Annotated in this window: 18 protein-coding genes; 7 read left to right on the top strand and 11 right to left on the bottom strand. The window is 64.4% G+C overall.

Features of this window, described 5'->3' with window-relative positions; genetic code table 11:
- The first annotated feature begins 158 nt into the window (after nucleotides 1–158).
- Complete coding sequence (locus tag Q0X61_RS09415; RefSeq protein WP_297742278.1) at nucleotides 159–599, top strand: hypothetical protein; 441 nt, start codon at nucleotides 159–161, stop codon at nucleotides 597–599.
- A 377-nt stretch (nucleotides 600–976) separates the two neighbouring features.
- On the opposite strand, the gene Q0X61_RS09410 is transcribed toward Q0X61_RS09415, so the two are convergent.
- Nucleotides 977–1660, bottom strand: coding sequence for a hypothetical protein (locus tag Q0X61_RS09410; RefSeq protein WP_297742277.1), 684 nt, complete (start codon nucleotides 1658–1660; stop codon nucleotides 977–979).
- The gene (locus Q0X61_RS09405) at nucleotides 1657–2010 is read right to left on the bottom strand and encodes a hypothetical protein (RefSeq protein WP_297742276.1); all 354 of its coding nucleotides are present in this window, start codon (nucleotides 2008–2010) and stop codon (nucleotides 1657–1659) included. Before Q0X61_RS09405 ends, Q0X61_RS09410 begins: the two co-directional genes overlap by 4 nt.
- A gap of 825 nt (nucleotides 2011–2835) precedes the next feature.
- Between Q0X61_RS09405 and Q0X61_RS09400 the strand changes: the two genes are divergently transcribed.
- The 3 genes from Q0X61_RS09400 (at nucleotide 2836) to Q0X61_RS09390 (ending at nucleotide 6474) form a co-directional block, all read left to right on the top strand.
- On the top strand, nucleotides 2836–3885 hold the full coding sequence (locus tag Q0X61_RS09400; protein WP_297742275.1) for a hypothetical protein: 1050 nt from the start codon (nucleotides 2836–2838) through the stop codon (nucleotides 3883–3885).
- Nucleotides 3882–4808 (top strand): hypothetical protein, encoded by a 927-nt coding sequence (locus Q0X61_RS09395; RefSeq protein ID WP_297742274.1) that lies wholly within the window; start codon nucleotides 3882–3884, stop codon nucleotides 4806–4808. Before Q0X61_RS09400 ends, Q0X61_RS09395 begins: the two co-directional genes overlap by 4 nt.
- Nucleotides 4809–5205: 397 nt before the next feature.
- Nucleotides 5206–6474, top strand: a complete 1269-nt coding sequence (locus Q0X61_RS09390) for an ATP-binding protein (protein WP_297742273.1) — start codon at nucleotides 5206–5208, stop codon at nucleotides 6472–6474.
- A 410-nt stretch (nucleotides 6475–6884) separates the two neighbouring features.
- Here the strand turns inward: Q0X61_RS09390 and Q0X61_RS09385 are convergent, their stop codons facing one another.
- The 9 genes from Q0X61_RS09385 to Q0X61_RS09345 form a co-directional block, all read right to left on the bottom strand.
- Nucleotides 6885–7238, bottom strand: coding sequence for a hypothetical protein (locus Q0X61_RS09385; RefSeq protein ID WP_297742272.1), 354 nt, complete (start codon nucleotides 7236–7238; stop codon nucleotides 6885–6887).
- A gap of 9 nt (nucleotides 7239–7247) precedes the next feature.
- The gene (locus tag Q0X61_RS09380; protein ID WP_297742271.1) at nucleotides 7248–8330 is read right to left on the bottom strand and encodes an ImmA/IrrE family metallo-endopeptidase; all 1083 of its coding nucleotides are present in this window, start codon (nucleotides 8328–8330) and stop codon (nucleotides 7248–7250) included.
- Nucleotides 8331–8685: 355 nt separating this feature from the next.
- Complete coding sequence (locus Q0X61_RS09375; protein WP_297742270.1) at nucleotides 8686–9153, bottom strand: VanZ family protein; 468 nt, start codon at nucleotides 9151–9153, stop codon at nucleotides 8686–8688.
- A gap of 143 nt (nucleotides 9154–9296) precedes the next feature.
- On the bottom strand, nucleotides 9297–10607 hold the full coding sequence (locus Q0X61_RS09370; protein ID WP_297742269.1) for an O-antigen ligase: 1311 nt from the start codon (nucleotides 10605–10607) through the stop codon (nucleotides 9297–9299).
- Between the two features lie 38 nt (nucleotides 10608–10645).
- Entirely contained in the window at nucleotides 10646–11638 is a 993-nt protein-coding gene (locus tag Q0X61_RS09365) for a Gfo/Idh/MocA family protein (RefSeq protein WP_297742268.1), read from the bottom strand.
- A complete protein-coding gene (locus tag Q0X61_RS09360; protein ID WP_297742267.1) occupies nucleotides 11638–12729 on the bottom strand; it encodes a DegT/DnrJ/EryC1/StrS aminotransferase family protein in 1092 nt (363 codons plus the stop codon). The genes Q0X61_RS09365 and Q0X61_RS09360 overlap by 1 nt, the downstream gene beginning before the upstream one ends.
- Nucleotides 12729–13331, bottom strand: a complete 603-nt coding sequence (locus Q0X61_RS09355; protein ID WP_297742266.1) for an acyltransferase — start codon at nucleotides 13329–13331, stop codon at nucleotides 12729–12731. The genes Q0X61_RS09360 and Q0X61_RS09355 overlap by 1 nt, the downstream gene beginning before the upstream one ends.
- 84 nt (nucleotides 13332–13415) lie before the next feature.
- The gene (locus Q0X61_RS09350; RefSeq protein ID WP_297742265.1) at nucleotides 13416–14012 is read right to left on the bottom strand and encodes a sugar transferase; all 597 of its coding nucleotides are present in this window, start codon (nucleotides 14010–14012) and stop codon (nucleotides 13416–13418) included.
- On the bottom strand, nucleotides 14009–15157 hold the full coding sequence (locus tag Q0X61_RS09345; protein WP_297742264.1) for a DegT/DnrJ/EryC1/StrS aminotransferase family protein: 1149 nt from the start codon (nucleotides 15155–15157) through the stop codon (nucleotides 14009–14011). The genes Q0X61_RS09350 and Q0X61_RS09345 overlap by 4 nt, the downstream gene beginning before the upstream one ends.
- A 119-nt stretch (nucleotides 15158–15276) precedes the next feature.
- Here Q0X61_RS09345 and Q0X61_RS09340 point away from each other — a divergent pair, with 119 nt between their 5' ends.
- The 3 genes from Q0X61_RS09340 to Q0X61_RS09330 all read left to right on the top strand — a co-directional run.
- Complete coding sequence (locus tag Q0X61_RS09340; RefSeq protein ID WP_297742263.1) at nucleotides 15277–17067, top strand: nucleoside-diphosphate sugar epimerase/dehydratase; 1791 nt, start codon at nucleotides 15277–15279, stop codon at nucleotides 17065–17067.
- A gap of 24 nt (nucleotides 17068–17091) precedes the next feature.
- Nucleotides 17092–18348 carry a glycosyltransferase family 4 protein gene (locus Q0X61_RS09335; RefSeq protein ID WP_297742262.1) on the top strand — a complete coding sequence of 419 codons (1257 nt, stop codon included), beginning with the start codon at nucleotides 17092–17094 and terminating at the stop codon, nucleotides 18346–18348.
- A partial coding sequence (locus tag Q0X61_RS09330) for a glycosyltransferase (protein ID WP_297742261.1) occupies nucleotides 18311–19598 on the top strand: 1288 nt, incomplete at its 3' end. The genes Q0X61_RS09335 and Q0X61_RS09330, both read left to right, overlap by 38 nt.

The raw sequence follows: 19598 nt of genomic DNA, 5'->3' as shown, positions 1-19598 counted from the left end.
GTGTGCAATTAATCGACGTAGAGAAAAGCTATTCGGAGAGGGCGGTGGGAGTCGGCCTCACTGAAGCGGATCGGCACCCGGCTGCTCGAAGCCATCGAAGGCGTTAGCGTGGACGAGCAGTGACCGACGGCCTCTCGATCGTCGGTAGGTTGGAGCCTATGGGAATCACCGTGACCGATGGCCGGCGAACCGAGATCGATGCGTACGTGAATCTGCTGGTTGAGGTGTTCGTGGACGACCCGCTCGTGGCCGAGCAGGCAGGGTCCCACCCGGAGGCCGTCCTGCGTGTGCAGTTCACCGCCATGATCGATGCGGTGTATCTGGAGGCGGGTGCGGTCGACGTCGCTAGGGATGGCGACGAGGTCGTCGGTGTGGTCTCGGCAGAGTGGACGCCGACCAGGCGCCGGCCTACTTGGAAGCCTCGACCCCACGTGTCGCGGCGTTGTACCGACGCCATGGTTTCGGCACGATCCAGGTGTTGCACATCGGTGACGCGCCGGTGCATGCCATGCTGCGCCCGGTGCAGGAGCGCTCCTCAACCTCGGCAGCGGCGTCGCCGCCTGCTCAGCCACCTAGGGCTGAGGCTCTCCGAGGATTGACCAGGGCGCAGATGCCCCCGTCGAAATCATCGGAAACTATTCGCGACAAGTGGCCCAAGAAATGTCAGGCTCCAACTCGGGACTGATTGCACTAGTTGATCGAAGGGTGTGTTCCTGACCTGCGGGCTCCGGTTGGGAGGTCAGCCGATCGGCGTTTGTTCGGGTCATCCATCGCGCGAAGCTGGCAGGTGGCTCGCAACGTGATCTCAGTTGCCCAGAGACGCAAATCGGGCCTCCTCGAAGGATGATCGAGGAGGCCCGACATGGCTTCGGACCACAGGAGACAAAGGCTCTGGCCCAAGGGGTTGAGATGGATGTGGGACGCGCCCGACGGTGCGGCGTGTCTTTCGAGTTCCAGCCGCGCCGCCGGGTAGGGTTCACAGAAGGTTGCGCACCCCTCGGGTGAACGTGAGGACCTTGTCCCCGACGGTCACCTCCCGGCGGGCCGCTGCCGGCATAGTGCCGTTGTTGCAGTAGCCGCACGCGCTGCCCTGCAAGCTGAGATTCGGCGGGTTGGCTCCCCACTGCGGGGCAGGGCCACTTGCGATCCACTGCTTCGAATCGTTGTGGTACACCCACTGGCCGCGGAACACTGCCGAGTATGCCGTCATTCCGCGGTGCTGGGGGACAGTGCGATCCACTGTCAGATTCGACCAGCCGCTTGAAGTAGCGCGATTGGTCCACCTGATGCTCCCCAGCCTCGAGGGCACGTAAATGGTGAGCTTCGCGTTTCTTGGCTCGACGGTGGGTTTGCCGTTTTCCACGTAGAAGCCATAACGAACAAGCTCACCCTTGTCGTCGTAAACCGGCTTGGTGTCCGAGATATCCGTGGTGTTAACCACCATGCTGTACGGACCACGCTGGTAGCCGCCACATCCCTTTGCGATGTTGAGCAGACCCTGCAAGCCGACTTTGGAATCACCATCGTCCGGAGGGACGGGGATATCTCCACCCGGTTCAGAGGCCGCGAACGCAGGAACAGATTGAGCGCCAACCATCACGGGTACCGTCCAAGCGGCACCCACCGCGACGGCACGGCGAGAAGGCTTCGAAATCATCAAGAACGCACCCCGCTGCTGAAGGGTTCAATGTTGTCCTGGATGGGGCGAGCCTTCGGGACGTAGCAAGGCTTGCACCAAGTGATGCAGATCAGCCGGTAGGTGCCGTCTGCGTTGCGGGCAAACAGGTAGAACCAGCCGTGGGAGTATGCGTAGACCCGGGAAGACTTGTTGGCGAACTCGTACTTCACCCCGTACTTGTAGGCAGCGGAGACGCGGTAGTAGCCGAAACTCGCTGTAGTGGTGGTCGCCGGCGACACCTGTGCCGGAGCCGCGTGGGCTGCCATGGACCCGAACATTCCCGAACTAGCCACGACCGCCGAGGCGGCGATACCCAAGAGAATTCGTCGCACGATTTTCCTTCCTCAGTTGAAAGTTATGGAGCGGAGTTCAAGGAACCCGCTCGCCTGTGCCCGCAGGCGTAGCTCGGAAACGAGGTCGCCTGTCGAGCACTAGGTGTATGAGAACCTAACACTCGATTGGGTTCAACTCGCAGGGCAACCTCGGTACGCTGAACCAAGATGATCGCTTTGGCGGGCCTCACACTCCGACTTGGAAAGTTGTGATGACAACCCCTTCGGTACGCCAAACGTTGAGTTTTTGTTGTCTTCGAGCAGCGATGCCGCGGGTGATGAAGGTAGAATCTGGAAACGGTGAGATGATTCAACCGAAATATGAGTTCGACCTCCCGCAGTTGTCGTAAACCTGAATGCAATGCGCAATGCAAAAGTTACGAGGGCGCGGCGTTGGTCTTGCAGTGGCCGTGCGATGCGATTTCGCTGACGAAGTGTCATCGCATGGCGAGAGGGCAAGCGCTACACCTGAAGATGCCCTTGTCAGACGTGATTTTCGAGCCAAAGCGGCATCGTGTGCGGGGTGCATGGGCCGTCTTCACCCAGCCGATCCGCTTAGGAAGGCGTCCTGAACTCTCGCGTTCGCTGCAGCACACTGCCTCTTCGTGCCGACGCCTTCCGAACGCCGAGGTAGGTGTGCGACCATCCGCGCTAGCACGTTGCGTTGCATTGCATTAAAGAGAAAAAAGCGGGGGTGGGGCTCCTAGCAATTGACAAGCGATGCACTACTTGGCGAAGAAGTGCACCCCTCGAACAGTACGATGCTTCGACTACGAACGCTCCGCAATAGGCGGTGGGTGATTGATGAACGAGGAGGGCAGCACCATGGTTGACGAAGATTCGCACAGTAACCCCCGTGCCCACGAGAGCAGCACGCGCGCCCTTCCCGACGGCATCTTTCCTGTACGGCTGTCGGCGGTCATCGACCGCAGCGGACTGACCTTGGAGCGCATCGCCGCACGATTACAAGAACGGAAGATCAGCTGCTCGCCCTCGACCTTGAGCCTTTGGCGCAATGGGCGCACCCGGCCGGTGAGAAGCACAGCACTAGAGGCCGTTGAAGCGTTGGAAGCGATCTTGGATACTCCGCGCGGATACCTCACTGAAGCACAGCATCGTTCCCCAGAGCGGGGTGCGAGCTGGTGGAACGCAGGCCCCAGTAAGCTTGACAACGTTGCCCACGGTGATGAACTGAGGGTTGCACGCGCCGACTTTGGTATGGACGAGGCGGAGGACCTTCGATACCTCGCAGTGCTGGAGCGGTACGTCTACGACTCTACGCATCGATTAGTCCGCTCCAGCACTATCTATGTGCTGCAGGCTGGCCGGTTCGCCGTGGAGCGCATCTCAGTCTCCACCTTCACCGAACGCGAACCGGAACTTCAGGTGCCCCCGCTGTTCAGGATGATCTACCCCAGATCCGGGGCGCGGCTGGGAAGGGTGCGCGAATTCCCAAAGACGGGTGGGACGGTTGCGGAACTGTTGCTCGATCGTCTGCTGCTGCCGGGCGAGATCACCACCGTCGAGTTTGAGACTCGCCCGTCTGGCGCTCCACAACCAGCGACCTCGGGGTGGAACCGGCAAAGGATCAGCACCGGGCGGACGATTGGACGCTTTTCCTTGAGTATTGAGTTCAGCCCACAAGTGCTTCCCCAGTTGGTGAGGTTGCGGAGCTTTGAAGGAGTGGGGGAGCGGCCCGAGGAAACAAAATCGTACGAGCTGATTGAGGTGCGAGGCAACGAGGCATTCGGGACAGTGAACGATTTGAGGGGCGGAGGCGTGGAGCTGGGATGGCTCTGGAGCGAAGAGGACGTTGCGGCGACACGCCTTACGGACCCCGAACTCGATGCGGCGTTGCGCGGGGAGGCTGCATGAAGCAGGAACTGAGCTCAGGGCAAGGCACAGGTTTCGCCGACGCGCTCGACAAGGCAATGCGTGATGCCGGCTACAGCGCTAGTCGGCTGGCAGCGGAAGCCACTGAGCTGGGCACCCCGATCACGGCACCGGCGCTTCGCACGTGGGTCAGTGGTAGGTCGGTCCCGTCGAGAGCCAACAGTTTGGATGCGTTGGACAACATCGAGAAGCTACTGGGAACTGGCAGTGGCATGCTGAGGCGCTACCTGGCGGCCAACTCTCCCACCTTCACCACGGGCAACGATGAGTGGCAGGAGGTTATCGAAGCGCTCCAGTCCGTCTACGAAAGCTGGCGGTTGCCGTTCAACGACGGTGTAGTCATGGCTCTTGCGTTCGCCTCGCTCACCCACACCATCCCCGACGGGTCTACGGTCCGGTATCTGCTCGAAATTGAAGCCACGTACGATGGCGTCGCACGTTTTGTTCATGTCATCGATGGGCGTGCGGTTGGTCGAGGCCCCCATGACTTCTCTCGGCCCTGGGTGGTAGCCGAGCACAACTGCGAGATTCGAAGAACGTCCCTGCTCCCTCACGGATGGGTGGCGCTCGAGGTTGGTCTGCCGTGGGAACTGGCTGGGGGTGAGTGCCTTCAAATGTCGTTTCACCTGTTGCCCGCGATGTGCGGCAGCGAGTCGGGGGCACTGCGTGCCTACAGTCACCGCGCCACAGAGATCTTGGGGCTTCAGGCCGATGTCGACGTCATCTCCAGCCTCGCGGTGCGCTCCTGCGCATGGATGTGCGTGCGTGAAACCAAACAGGCGAGGAGCGGAAACTGGGAAAGCACCAAAGACACCGAGCCGACGCCCATGGTTCAAGGAACACTGCAGACCACCATGACTGATGTAGAACACGCCGAGGCGACAATCTCGTGGGCATTGCCCTAGGTCGTTTCATCGTGCATTCCGATTCGACGTGTAGCTCAGCGGGGCCAACTCGTGAAGTGGCTCGGTTGTCACCGCGTGCGGGGTGTTGCAGGTCATCCCGTGCGGTGATGCATCGCCGCACGCCTCCTTCGTGATGAAAGGCGGCGGTGGCTGTTCGTTATCGATGCGCCACACCTGCTGGCCACCAGCCTGGCAAGGCTTGGCCGCCCGAAAGCCTGCACAGCCATAATTCATCAGCGGGTTAATTGTGACTGTGTCAGTTTCAGATAGGTGGGTGTGACTGCTGGTGGTTCGCGTGCCGGAAGCCTTGCAGCCGGTTCCCATTCGTAAGAGGCTGCGATGGCGGGTCGGTACGCAATGTGTGGAGATCAATGTAGCGATGTGGCATGCGCGAAGGATGGCGACGCAACAGTTCGATTGGTCGGTACAGGCCTCCAACGTTGCTTGGGAAGAAATCCGCGCAGGTGCCTTCGCGGTGGCGCGTGACTTCTTGAGGGCATCCGGTGAGGACCACGCGCAGGAGTTGGCGGAAGCGCGGGACCTCGACCTTCTGAAGCGACTGAACGTGATCGCCCCGAACGGGACGCTCACGAATGCTGGAGTGTTGGCCTTCATTGGACGGGGTGAGGCCGCTTTGGACTTCATCCGGCGACCGGGAGCCGGTGAGGACAGCCAGCTCCGAATTCGACGCGATGGGCGATCGCTGCTCCAGGAGCTGGCTGAAGTGTTCCAGGTGTTAGAAGGAACCGTCCCCGCGGTACATATGCCGCAGGGACTCATCGTCGGCCAGGCGCGAGAGATCCCTCTGGGGGCCGCCCGTGAGGCCATCGTGAACGGCGTGGCGCACCGGGAATGGTCGGTGCCCGGGCCGACAGTGGTTGAGTATGTTGGTAGCTACCTGAGGGTGACGAGTCCGGGCGGCTTCGTGCAGGGAATCACCCCGGACAACATTCTCACCCATCCATCGCGTTCCAGAAACACCTCCCTCGCGGAGTTGCTTGCTTTGCTACGTGTCGCCGAGCGGGAGGGTGTTGGCGTGGATCGCATGTTTCGTGACATGGTCAGACTTGGGCATGAACCACCAACGATCGAGGAGCTGGATGGTCCTTACGTCCGGACCACGCTGATTGGTGGGGAAGCTGATCGGGCGTGGATCGCTTGGCTGCGACGTATCCAGGGCAGCCGTCCGACGGCCATTGACCTGAACGCGCTGCTGACACTTCGCCTCGTACTGGACCGGGGCTGGGCAGACGAAGCTTCCATCGCGCGGATCATTCAGGATTCCCCCGTTGTCGCACGCAGTGGCGTCTATGCGTTGCTCGTCGCTAAGGGGCGTGAGTTTGCGCCGTTGATGCCTGTTGAAGGCACCGTCGACGAGCAGGGACCTTCCTGGCGGCTGTCGCACGAGGCGGAGGATGCGTTGCGTGAATTGGATATGCAGACCGGCCGGATGCGGCAATGGCCGAGTCGTGAGCAGATCGCCCGGAGTTACGTGGATCAGCGAGGGCGCATCAGCTCCACCGAATTGGCAAGTCTTACACGCGCTGCCCCCAGCAACGTAGGGCGGGTGCTCAAAGATTTGGAGGATGCCGGCTTGGTCGAGCCGTCGTGGCCATCACGACGCGGCAGAGGGTTCCACTACCGCTCAACGGGCCACATCGGATAATTAACTGTCCGCGAACTGCATTGATCTTCCGCACAGGGTAGTCGTGGGAGGCTCCGTAGGAGCCTCATGACTGCTGGCCGAGCATCTCCCGCGCCCATATCGATCATGTCCAGCGTCCGCGCCCCTGAGGTCTGGGCTGGCGGGGTGCTCCTGATGGCGAGGAGCAAGGAGGCACTTCCTGTCTGAGTCACGACGGAGGAGTAATCCACACAGTGAACTTGGCCGGATCGCGAACATCATCAGGGCAACCTCGCCCGTGCGCCAACAGGACTCGTCGAATCTCGCAGAACCGCTCCTGGTTGATATAGCCCTTCCAATGGGCCACCCGAAAGAGGTGCATGAGGTGGTCGATTGAACTGTTGGGTGGAGACCCAAGTCGGCCAGGCGCTGTGGTACTGCCTTGTCGTCTGTCACCACCAATGACCTGATGACTCGGGACGATAGGATTGCCAACATCTCAGATTCGCCAGGATGGCCTCGTGATTGTCGGAGGCCTGACGGAAGAAGTCCTGATTGAGGCGGTAGTCAACCCACTCGGCTTGAGTGTTCAAGCGCCAGGGTTTCCCGAAGATGTCATCAGCCCTACGCATCTGGGGTAGCCCTTGTTTCTTGCTCTGATCCTGGCATTCGTTCGCGACCGTGTCACGCCAACGGCCATTGCCTGCGACGAGACGCTCCAAGAGTGACATCTCGCCCACCAAGGCGAAGTTGACGAGCACAGTGGTGTCCGGAAACACCAGCCGTCGAGTCTCGATCGTTTGCACTCCGTCAGGCTATCCGAGCAGGGACATCAGGTCGGAGTCACTCATGGTCGGTGCTGACGGCTGCTCCACCTCGAGGGCTTCTGGGTCGACTCCCAGCATCCAAGCGAGTGTGCCTTTCTGAAGGCGTCCCCTAGCTACACCTTCAACGTGCGCCTCGGTGAGCCACGCAGGGAACCGTCGTGCGCTCGCCAGGATCATCCGTTGCGTGATCGCGTCACCCACGCCGTCGTGCTTCCAGTACCGCCGGAGAAGCCTCTGCGTGCTCAGGTCCAACAGCGACTGAGTTTGGGGCGACACCTGGAGACGGAGAGTGTCCAAGCGAAACTTCACGGTCTGAGTCGACACTCCCCAACTCCAGATCAGCGCCGCAAGGTGTTCAGGAGAGACGGTAGCCCAGTCGAGTGCTCGCATCTCCTCTTGGGGAAGGAGCAACTCGGCGGCGAACCCGTTCGCAGCAGACTCCTCCTGACTTACCTCGCGGTCCGGGGACGCCCACACGCCTTCGTGTCCAAGGACCAGATGGGCCAACTCGTGGGCGAGGTCAAAATTCTCCTTGAACCAGTTGCCCGTCTCAGGAATGACCATCACTGCGCGCGCTCCGACATGGAGCGAGTAGGCGGTGCTGAGCCCTGACAGCCGAACGGTGTCGATCTCCATGGCGGCGAGGCGGTCGATGAACTGAGGGACAAAGTCCGCTCCAAGGGCCTCACGCGCTTGGTGCAGATCAGAAGGTACGCGGCTGGGCTTCAGCGAGTGGACCCTCTCCGCCTGCCGGTAGGCAAGGAGTACGTCAGACAGAATGGCCTTGTCCCCCTCGCCTCCGTCGATACTCCGCGCCCACGTCTCTCGGTCGAAGTTGTGGCGTCCCGATACCACGAGCCGGTTCGGGTCGGGCTCACCAGTGATCAGCAGGTGGATGTCTTGGTCTAGGACCTCCGCCAGACGTGCTAATTCGAGGGCTGAGAAGCCACGCTTGCCCCGCAAGGCTCGCGAGAAGGCGTCCTCGGTCATGCCGATCTGACGCGCGATCTCCTTCTGGGGGGTGCCTGCTGGGAGCGCCTCGAGCACCCGCTCGCCAATGCTGGGTTTCATGGTTGCCATCCTAGGGCACTCTTGGGATTTTCCCAAGAATCGAGGTGCGCGGGGTCTTAGAACACGGAAATCCTGCGACACTCCGGAGTGGAGCGTTCGACGCAGGCGTCTAGTCGGACAACGAGAAGACCAACTACAGCTAGTCGCTTCCTGCGCAGTGCTCGCGACTGGACCATGTCCAGAAATGAGCGAGCCACTACGCCATGCAGTGTGATTGGGGGGCGCCGGACGGGCCAATTCCAGAAGGCATCGACAGCACGCCGTGATCCGGGGGGGGCGACCTCGACTGAGACCACACTGGCCTTCCTGCAACACCCCTGACTAGGGGATTGGCCGGGACACCCCTGGGCAGAGGTCACCTCGTACCGAGGCGTCTCGCTGCCCTCTGCGTCCGGAAGTGGCGCCACAGGTTGAGGCAGACCGCCCCCAGGCAGGCGCCGAGAGTGTTGGCGACGACGTCATCCCAGCCGGCCTCACGGGGGAGATAGCGCCACTGCACCGTCTCGATTCCCAGGGACAGGCAGAACCCCAGCAGCGGCCACACCCATCGGCGGACCCGAGGAAACACGACGGTGAGGAGTACCGTCGGGACGAAAAACAACAGTACGTTCAGGACAAATGCGTAGCCATCCAAGGAGATGCCGCGGATGCCGAAGATGTTTCGATTGAAGTGGTACAGCCACACGACGAAACGGTTCAGCTGCCAGCCGATCGGCAAAAACACCAGCGCCGCCCCCGCCACGAGCATCATGAGCAGGAGTACGGCAGCGACGACCCGACCGCCCGACCAGCGAACGGGTGTTTGTTCGGAAGGTGCGCGCATCACAGTTTCCACTATAGGTTCGGCGCCCACTTCGCTCGGGCACCATCTCTTTGGGCGACCTGAGATTCGCGCGCACGCCGAGATGAGACCCTGTCATGTTCCCGCTGCCCGGGTCTACTCACCCCAGGTGGTGGTAGGTAACGTCAGCCTGCCGGCGCATCGGGTGCGGGCGCGTCGTCGGGGCGTGGCGCCTCCCACGTCGCCACGAGTGCGACGCACGCCCACCACCACAGGCTGATGCCGAAGTTGCGCAGCAAATAAGTGTCGAACAACATCGCCACCAGAGACGCCACCAGTGCGCTCGCTACCACGAGCCTGGACAGCGACGCACGCGAACGCCACCACAGCATCAGCAGCGCCACGCCCATGACCGCCCCGGCTAGCACCCCCATCACGCCGTGCTCCACCAACAGCGCCAGCGGCGTCGAGTGTGGTGTGAGCAGGAGGTCGCCGTACGGTGTGGGGCGTTGGCCTGAATGCCCCTCAGGTGGGAAGCGGTACAAGCCGGACTCGTACGCAGGCCACGGCCAGGCGCGTCCCGAACCGACCCCGAAGATACGCGTCGACCAATCCTCGTTCCACAGTGCGAGCGCAGCCTTCAGGTTTGCGGAGCGCTTCGGGTCGGAGAGGCTGAAGATCCGGTCCAAGCCTGGCACGAACGGCGCCAGGATTGCCCCCAGGATGAGCGCCAGCGCCAGGGGCCACAGCTTCCAGATGCTGCGCGTGCCGTTGAGCACCCATGCCAAAGCCAGGAGCACGACGAACGCGCCCAGCGTCAGCAGCGCGCCACGCGACTGTGTGGCTAACGTCGCCACCATCGCACCGAGCGTGAGCCCGATGCCGAGCTTCCGGTTGCCGCCTGGCCTCAGAAACTCTGTGAGCCCCACCGCAATCAGCAACAAGAAAATCACGTGCACCACAGCCGCCCCGCCCTGGCCGGTGGCGAGCCGCGTCGAACGTCGATACTGCGACTGGAAGGGCCATCCGATGAAGGCGACGACGAGTGCAGCGGCTCCAGCGGAAGCGATGATGCGCAATCGGAGTCTGCGCTCGGCTGCCAGCACCACGCCTAGCCCGGTCAGCGTGGAAAGCCCCGCATTCAACAACGGAACCACCAGATAATGCAACGGTACGACGCCGCCCCCGGCGGTCGTCGCGACGGCCTGGGCGTGGAAGGGCAGAGCCACGATGCCGTAGGTCACGACGGCCAGGAACGCTCCGACGAGCCACCACGCCGCTCTCCCGAGCTCGCGCCACCGGCCAAGCCACCACGGCGCGGTCACCGATGTCCATACGATGAGCGCGATGAGCTCAAAAGTCAGAAATCGCGCACCCGGTACCGGGAAGGCAAGTTGCACCGCCTGGCACAGCGCGAGATACGGCACGAAGGCCCACGCCACACGGTTGCCCCGACGAATGAAAACCTCATGCTCGACTTCCTGCACGTAGCCCATACTCCCACGCTTGAAGGCTCACCGACGGCCCATGCTCCTCAGGCGCGCACATCGACGAACGCGTTGGTGCGCGCAGACTCGATCATCGCCTCGCAGACTCGCACCACCTGCGCGCCCTGCTCCAAGGTCACTATGTCGGACTGCTTGCCCAGCACCGCGTCGCGGAATCGTTCGTGCTCGGTGCGCAGCGGTTCTTGTTTCGGGAACGCGAACCGGGTCACGTCGCCTTCCGCCACGCCCCGGAAGCGTGCGAGGTCGTCCCACGTTTGCTGCACGGATGCGTTGGCGTAGAACGTCAGATCGGCGGTGAGCGTGTCGGCGACGAACATGCCCTTTTCGCCGGTGACCGCGGTCAGCCGCTCCTTCGTGGGGGTGAGCCAGTTGACTAGGTGGTTGGACATCAACCCGCCGGTGAGGGAGCAGGTGGCGGAGACCATGTCTTCGTACTCGCGCCCCGCTTTGAACACCGACCGCGCGGCCACCCACTCGTAGTCGCGCTGAGTCACCCACGCGGTGAGATCGATGTCGTGCGAGGCAAGGTCTTTCACCACGCCGACGTCGGCGATGCGCGCAGGAAACGGCCCCTGACGCCGAGTGACAACCTGGTAGAGCTCACCCAGCTCGCCCCCCTCGAGCCGGGCACGCAACTGCTGCAGCGCTGGGTTGTACCGCTCGATGTGCCCAACTGCGGCGACGATGTTGCGGCTGCCGAACGCATCGACGAGTAGCTGCGCTCCCTCGAAGGTCTTGGCCAGGGGCTTCTCGATGAGTGCCGCGACGCCCGCCTCCGCAATCGCAATGCCGATCTCCTCGTGGAACATCGTCGGGGCGGCCACCACGACGTAGTCGAGGCCCTGCTCGAGCAACGCGTGCACGTCGGGCAGCACGGGCAGATCGCCCGCCACGCCGTGCGGATCGCCCTGGGCGTCGGCCACCGCGACGAGGTCTACCCCGTCGATGGCACGCAGGTTGCGGGCGTGATTGCGGCCCATCATGCCCAGCCCGATGAGCCCGGCGCGGAGGTTCGCCATCACGCACCCGCCTTTACGAGGGCGTTCACGGCGGCGACGATGCGCTCCAGATCACCTTGCGAGAGCGACGGATGCACCGGCAGCGACAAACACTCCTTCGCCGCCTGTTCCGTGTTGGGCAGCTCCACCGCCGACTGGAACGGCTTCAGGCGGTGGTTCGGCACAGGGTAGAACATTCCCGAACCGATGTTGTACTCGTCCTTCAGCGCCTTCGCCAAGCCGTCGCGGTCATCAGCCACCCGCACCGTGTACTGGTGGTAGACGTGCACCGCGCCCTCAGCCACTGTCGGCGCGACGACGCCTGCCAGGTTCGCGGAGAGGAAGGCCGCGTTGCGCTGGCGAATTTTCGTCCACGCGTCCACCTTGGTGAGCTGCACGCGCCCGATGGCGGCGTGGATGTCGGTCATGCGGTTGTTCAAACCGACCACCTCGTTGTGGTATTGCTGCAGCATGCCCTGGTTGCGGTAGAGGCGCACGCCTCGTTCGATCGTCGCATCAGCGCAGGACACCATGCCGCCCTCGCCGGAGGTCATGTTCTTCGTTGGGTACAGCGAGAACATGGCAAACGTGCCAAACGCGCCGACAGGGGTGCCGCCAAGCGATGAACCGTGCGCCTGCGCCGCATCCTCAAAGAGCAGCAGGTTGTGCGCCTCCGCGATGGCGAGAAGCTGGCTCATCTTCGCCGGGTGGCCGTAGAGGTGCACCGGCATGATCGCCTTCGTGCGCTCAGTGATGCCCGCTTCAACGGAGGCTGGGTCGAGCGTGAAGTCGTCGAGCGCGATGTCGGCGAAGACGGGGGTGGCGCCGGTGAGGGCGACGGAATTGGCCGTCGCCGCGAAGGTGAACGACGGGACGATCACCTCGTCGCCCGCGCCGATGCCGGCGCTCAATAAGCCGAGATGGAGGCCGGACGTACCGGAATTCACCGCGACGCAGGCGCGGTGCAGCTGGAAGTGTTCCGCGAACTCCTGCTCGAAGGCCGCCACCTCCGGGCCCTGGGCGATCATGCCTGAGCGCAGGACGCGGTCGACGGCGGCGCGTTCCTCGTCGCCGATGATCGGCTTAGCTGGGGGAATGAATGCTTCAGACATCATGCTTCTTTCACGAGGGTGAGGGCCTCACCGTGCTGTTCGAACTCGTCGCCGGTCTTCGGGTCGCGAAACGTGTGTTCGCCGGTGGCCTCCAGTGGGAAACCCGAGCGCCCCACCCACTTGATCCGGTGGGCCGGCACGCCTGCGACGAGCGCGTAGGCGGGGACGTCGCGGGTGACGACGGCGCCGGCGGCCACCGTCGCCCACTCGCCGATGGTCACGGGTGCTACGCACACCGCACGCGCACCGACGGAGGCGCCGCGCTCCAGCGTCACTCCGACGGGCTCCCACTCCTCTGCGCTCTTCACCGAGCCGTCGGGGTTGCAGGCGCGCGGGAACGTGTCGTTGGTGAGCACCGCCGCCGGGCCGATGAACACGCCGTCGGCCAGCCGCGCGGGCTCGTAGACGAGCGCGTAGTTCTGAATCTTGCAGTTGTCGCCGACGTGGACGCCAGCGCCGATGTAGGCGCCACGGCCGACGACGACGTTCTCGCCGATTCGGGCACCGGCGCGCACCTGCGCGAGATGCCAGATCGAGGACCCGTCGCCGATCGACACGTCGTCGTCGAGGTCCGCGGAGGGCAGGATTCTGGGCTCGGCCATCTGCGTGTAATCTCCTAGCTCAACTGCCTGTCAGTCTAGTACCCGGCTCCCGACGGCTGACGGGCGCGAGGGCGCTATTCAGCCTCAGCCTCGGACGATGGCCGCGAAAGTGCGGAAGATCACGGCGAGGTCGCCCATAAACGAGCGGTGCCGCACGTAGTCGCGGTACATCGCCACCTTCTTCGGCAGGATCACCTCCACGTAGTGCCGCTCCGGGTCGTCCGCCGCAGCCAGCTCATCCTGTTCGTTGCGAAAGGCGATGGCTGCTGGGTCGGAGATGCCGGGCCTCACACTCAGAATCTCCCGACGGGCCTCCTCGCCCCACAGCTCGACGTAGCGTGGCACCTCGGGGCGCGGCCCCACCACGGACATGTTTCCCACCAGCACATCGATGAGCTGCGGCAGCTCGTCGAGTTTCGATTTGCGCAGAAACGCCCCCACCGGCGTGATGCGAGCATCGTTGGCGGTGGTGACCAGCGCCCCCTCATTGGCTACCCGCATCGAACGGAACTTGTGGATACGAAACACCCTTCCGCCCATCCCCACCCGCTCCTGGCGAAAAAACACCGGGCCGCCGTCGGTGAGCTTGATAGCCACCGTCACACCGAGAAACACCGGCGAGAGCAGCACGAGGGCCACCGAGGAGGCGACGATGTCGAAGGCGCGCTTGGCGAGGTTCACCCGAGGATCCCTCGCACTGCCTCGACCACCTGCTCGACATCGTCATCGGTCATGGAAGAGAAGATCGGCAAGCTCACGCAGCACTGGAATTGCGCGGTGGCGACGGGGAAATCCTCCGGCGTGTGCCGGTAGGTGTCGCGCCAATAGGGCTGCAGGTGCAGGGGGATGAAGTGGACGCTCGTGCCCACCTCTCTATCGGACATGCGCTGGATGAAGGTATCGCGGTTGACGGGGGCTGCGTCGGTGAGCCGCAGCACATACAGGTGCCAGGCGTGGGACGAGCCCTCGGGCGCGTGCGCAGGCAGAGTGACCGGCAGGCCCGCGAAGGCCTCGTCGTAGCGGGCACTGATTGCGGCGCGACGGGCGGCCATCTCCTTTGAGCGCCCGAGCTGCACCCGCCCCATCGCGGCGGCGGTGTCGGCGAGGTTGTACTTGTAGCCGGGCGCGACGACGTCGTAGTGCCAGCTCGGCTTCTTGGCGGAGTAGCGGTCGAACACGTCGCGGTTGATGCCGTGCAGACGCATGGTGCGCATCCGGGCGGCGAGTTCCGCATCGGGAGTGACCACCATGCCGCCCTCGCCGGTGGTCATCGTCTTGGTGGCGTAAAAGCTGTAGACGGTGGCGGCGTGACCATGGGCCCCGATGAGGGTGCCCTCGTTGAGCGTGGGCAGTGCATGGGCGGCATCCTCGACGACGCGAAGCCCGTGACGCTTCGCGAACGCGGCGAGAGCGCCGTCGGGGACGCCCAGCCCAGCAAAATGCACCGGGGCGACCGCGACGGTGCGCTCAGTGACCTTCCGCTCGGCATCCTCCAGGTCGATGCAGAGGGTGTGGGGGTCTACGTCGACGAGCACCGGGTCTCCGCCCAGGTAGCGCACCGCCTCCGCGGTGGCGGTGAAGGTCCACGTCGGCACCAGCACCTCGTCACCGGGTTGCACGCCGATGGCCTCGAACGCCAGATGGAGGCCCGCGGTGGCGGAGTTGACGGCGACGGCGTGCGCGTCGGCGCCCAGGAATTCGACGAACTCCTGCTCGAAGTGGGCGGAGTTTGGGCCGGTGGTGAGCCAGCCGGAGCGCATCGTCTCGACGACGGCGGAAATCTCGGCCTCGGTGATGTCCGGGCGCGCGAAGGGAAGGAATGCCACGCCTCGGACAATACACCGGCGCCACGGGATGGGGGCGCGCTTCCGGCCTTGACTGTTGCTGTTGGCACGCGCTGGCGACGCTAGACTTCCCGACGAGAAGCCCAACCGGGAGGTGTGGCATGGTAAACAACGTGGTGAGGACCGGCCTCCTGCGCGTCGGGCTGGCGTTGTGGGACAGCCTGAGCTGGGCCATAGCGGTTGTCGCACTCGTGATTGCTCGCTACAGCTTCAACCTCTCCGGCCCGGAGGCGGAATTCGTCGCCCTCTACCTCTCACTCGCAGTTGTGTTGCAGCTCGCCATCGGGGTAGCCACCAAGCTGTATCGGGGCCGACACCAAGTGGCGTCCTTCGACGAGGCCGCGCAGCTCGGCGCCGTCGTGCTGGGGATCGGCTTCGGGCTCGGCGTAGCGTCGGCGTACCTTGCCACACCCGGCTACCCCCGCGTGGTGACGTTCACGGTGCCGCTCGCCGCGCTCACCTTGATGGCAGCAGGCCGTTTTCTGTTCCGCACCGTCACCCGCACCCCACACCTCGGCGACGCCGAACCCGTGCTCATCTACGGAGCGGGCAACGCCGGAGAGCAGCTCGGGCGCCTGATCGAGTTCGACCCGAACGCGCCGTTCGAGATCGTGGGATACATCGACGACGACTCCAGCAAGCGCAACCTCCACCTGAGCGGCGCCAAGGTACTGGGGGATCGCTCCAAACTCGTCGAGACCGCCCGGCGTCTGGGGGTAACGACGGTGATCGTCGCCATCACCACCGCCGACGCCCGCTTCATGCGAGAGGTGTCAGCCATCACCGACGAGGCGGGCCTGAAAACCCTCGTGATGCCGCCCGCCCGCGAATTAGTGTCTGGACAGGCGCGCCTTTCCAACCTCCACGAGCTGAACATCACCGATCTGCTTGGGCGTGCCCAGATCAAGACCGACTTGGCGGAGATCTCCGACTACCTCTTAGGCAAGGTGGTACTCGTCACAGGTGCGGGGGGATCCATCGGTTCCGAGATCGCCAGACAAGTGCACCGTTTCGGCCCGAAAGAGCTCGTCATGCTCGATCGTGACGAGTCCGGACTGCACAGCACGCAACTCTCGATCTACAACCAGGGGCTCCTCGATACCCCCAACGTCGTGCTGTGTGACATCCGTGACGCCGACGCGCTCGACGCCGTGTTTGCCATCCACCGCCCCGAGGTGGTGTTCCATGCCGCTGCCCTGAAACACCTCCCTCTGCTTGAGCAATACCCGCTGGAAGGGTGGAAGACGAACACCCTCGGCACCCTCAACGTGCTTCGGGCCGCCGAGCGTCACAACGTGGAGCGGCTCGTCAACATCTCGACGGATAAAGCAGCCGACGCCACCAGCGTGCTCGGCAAAACCAAGCGGCTGGCGGAGGAACTCACCGCCTCCTTCGCGCGGCAGCTCGACCGCAATTGGCTCTCGGTGCGCTTCGGCAATGTCTTAGGCTCGCGCGGCTCCATGCTGCACACCTTCACCCGCCAAATCGACGCCGGTGGCCCCGTCACCGTCACCCACCCCGACGTGACCCGCTACTTCATGACCATCCCCGAGGCCTGCGAACTGACCATCCAAGCCGGGGCAATCGGCCAACCCGCCGATGTGCTCGTGCTCGACATGGGCGAGCCGGTCAAAATCCTCGACGTCGCCCGCAACCTCATCGCGCGTTCCGGCCGCGATATCGACATCGTCTTCACCGGCCTGCGCCCCAACGAGAAGCTGCACGAGGTGCTCTTCAGCGGCGACGAACACGTCGAGCCGACGAGGCACGAACTGATCTCTCGGGTGCAGGTCCCGCCACTGGACCCAGCCCAGCTGGAACACGTCGACGGCTCCGATCCGCACTCGATGTCCCAGCTCATCCATCAACGCTGCGCGGACGACGAGCGCTGAACCTGCACGACGAAAGGTCACCCGGTGCGCATCTGCTACATCGATCACTACGCGGGCTCCCCGACATCAGGCATGGAGTACCGCCCCCACGCGATGGCGCGTGCCTGGGAGCAACTCGGCTCCTCGACGACGATTCTCGCCGGTACCTACTCCCACCTGCGCACTCGCAACTTCCCCGACGCCATCGAGGGGCAGCCCTACTGGATCGACGACGTTCCGTTCCGTTTTCTGCGTACCCGCCGCTACCAGGGCAACGGGGTCGGACGGATTTTGAGCTGGGCGGACTTCGTCGGCAAGGGGATGCTGCGAGCCGGCGCCATCGCGAAGGCCACGCGCCCCGACGTGGTGATCGCGTCGTCGACGTATCCGTTCGATACCTGGCTGGCCGCTGCGGTCGCCAGGCGTGCTGGCGCGGCGCTCGTCCACGAAATTCACGATCTGTGGCCGCTCACCCCCATCGAGCTCGGGGGGCACTCGTCGAAGCACCCGCTCATGTGGGCAATGGCCGTGGCTGAACGCTGGGCCTACCAACACAGCGACGCCATCGTCTCGATCCTGCCTAACACCGAGCCGTACGTGCGTTCGCTCGGCGTCGACACCCCCGTCGTCGTGATTCCCAACGGCATCGAGGTTGATCAGCCCCACGCCCCGGCGCCGGCGAGTGTCGTCGAGCGTGTCGAGCGGTTGCGCCGCGAGGGGAGGCGGATCGTCGGTTATGCGGGTGGCCTGACCACCGCCAACGCCATGGACGACTTCGTCGAGGCGATGGGGCGCATCACCGACGAGCCCGTCACGGCGCTGGTGTGGGGCGATGGGCTCCACCGCGATGAGCTGGAGCGGCGGGCCCGGCGGCTCGGCGCGCACATCGAGTTCGCCGGCACGATTCCCAAGGCGCAGGTTCACTCGGCGCTCAGCTCGTGCGATGCGCTGTACATCGGCTCCAAGCGCAGCCCGCTGTATGCCTACGGCGTTTCGGCCAACAAGATCTTCGACTACATGCTCACCGGCGTGCCCATCATCGATGCCTTCGCCTCCGACCATTCGCCGCTGGCCTACTCAGGCGCAGCCGTGCGCGCTCGCGCTGAGGACCCGGCGGACATCGCCCGGACTATCGTCGCTGCGACGAGCCTGCCCGACGCCGAGCGAGCCCGCCTGGGCGCTGCCGCGGTGGAATGGGTTCGCGAACACCACGCGTTGCCGGCGCTCGCCGACGAGTTCCACTCGCTCCTGCACACCGTCGCCCATGATCCCAGGCGTTTCGGATGCTCGGCGAACAGATGAGGGCTGCAACGTGATTGTCATCGTCACCTCGCAGTTCCCGTTCGGGACAGGGGAGTCGTTCATCGTCCCCGAACTGGAGCACTGGCAGGAAAGCGACGATGTCGTGCTCTTGCCCGAGAAGCGCGCCACCGGTGGCGCGCGCCCCGTGCCCGACGCGGTCCGCGTCGACGAGACCCTCGCGGATCGCTGGGCATCCCGCAGATGGTTGGTGTGGTCGGCTGCCAGGGCGCTGACTTCCCCCGCCCTCGCCCGCGAACTGTGGCGGCTCGCACGCCAGCGACGGCTCAACCCCCTACGCGCCCGGGTTGCCCTGCGCACGCTCGCGCAGGTCTATCTGATCGCCCGCACGCTCTCCGACATCGCACGCCGGGATCGGGTGAGGATTGACGTCGTCTACGGATACTGGCTCTCCTCCGGTGTCATGGCTGGAGCGTTGCTGGCGAGGCGCTCCCGCGTCGGGGCGGCGCTGGCGCGGGCGCACGGCACCGACTTGTGGGAGCCCTCCCGAGTGGGCGAGTACACGCCGCTCATCCGGCAGTTCGCCCCGTGGATCCGCTGCGTCCACGCCATCTCCGACGCGGGGCGTCAGCATCTCGCCCGCTACGGCTTCACCAACGCCCAGCGTCGCTGCTCCCGGCTCGGCGTGTCGATCCCCCCCGCAACAACCCCGCCCACGGGCCCGGGGGAGTTCCACGTCGTGACGCTCAGCTCGATGACACCATTCAAACGGCTCGACCGCGCGGCAGCCGCCCTGGCGAGGCTGCACGCGCTGCGGCCGGAGCTCACGCTGCGGTGGACACACGTCGGCGACGGCCCGCTGCGCGAAGAGATGGAGCGACACGCCCAGCAACTGCGTGCAGCGGACGTCCGCGTCGACCTGCTCGGGGCGCTGCCCCACGAGGAGGTGCTCCGCTTCCTGGAGTGCACACCCATCGACGTGCTGCTCAACACCTCAGACTCCGAAGGCATCCCCGTCGCACTCATGGAGGCCATGGCCCACGGGATTCCGGCGGTCGCGCCCGACGTCGGGGCCATTCGTGAGCTCGTGCCCGACGCGACGCTGCTGCCGGCGCACGCCACGGGTGAGGCGATCGGCGACTTTTTGGCGGCCCACGCGGAGCGCTGCAAGTGCGCAGGGTGGCGAAGCCAGGCGCGTCAGCGGATTGAGCAAGAGTTCGACGCGAGCGTGAACCACGCGCGGTTCGTCGCCCACGTGCGCGGCGTCGTCGCCGACGTGCGGGGTGGGAAGC

Origin of the sequence: uncultured Tessaracoccus sp., assembly GCF_947255005.1 — a bacterium.
Taxonomy (GTDB): domain Bacteria; phylum Actinomycetota; class Actinomycetes; order Propionibacteriales; family Propionibacteriaceae; genus Arachnia.
Note: the sequence above shows the minus strand (reverse complement) of the source record. Positions and strands in the feature narration are given on the sequence as shown.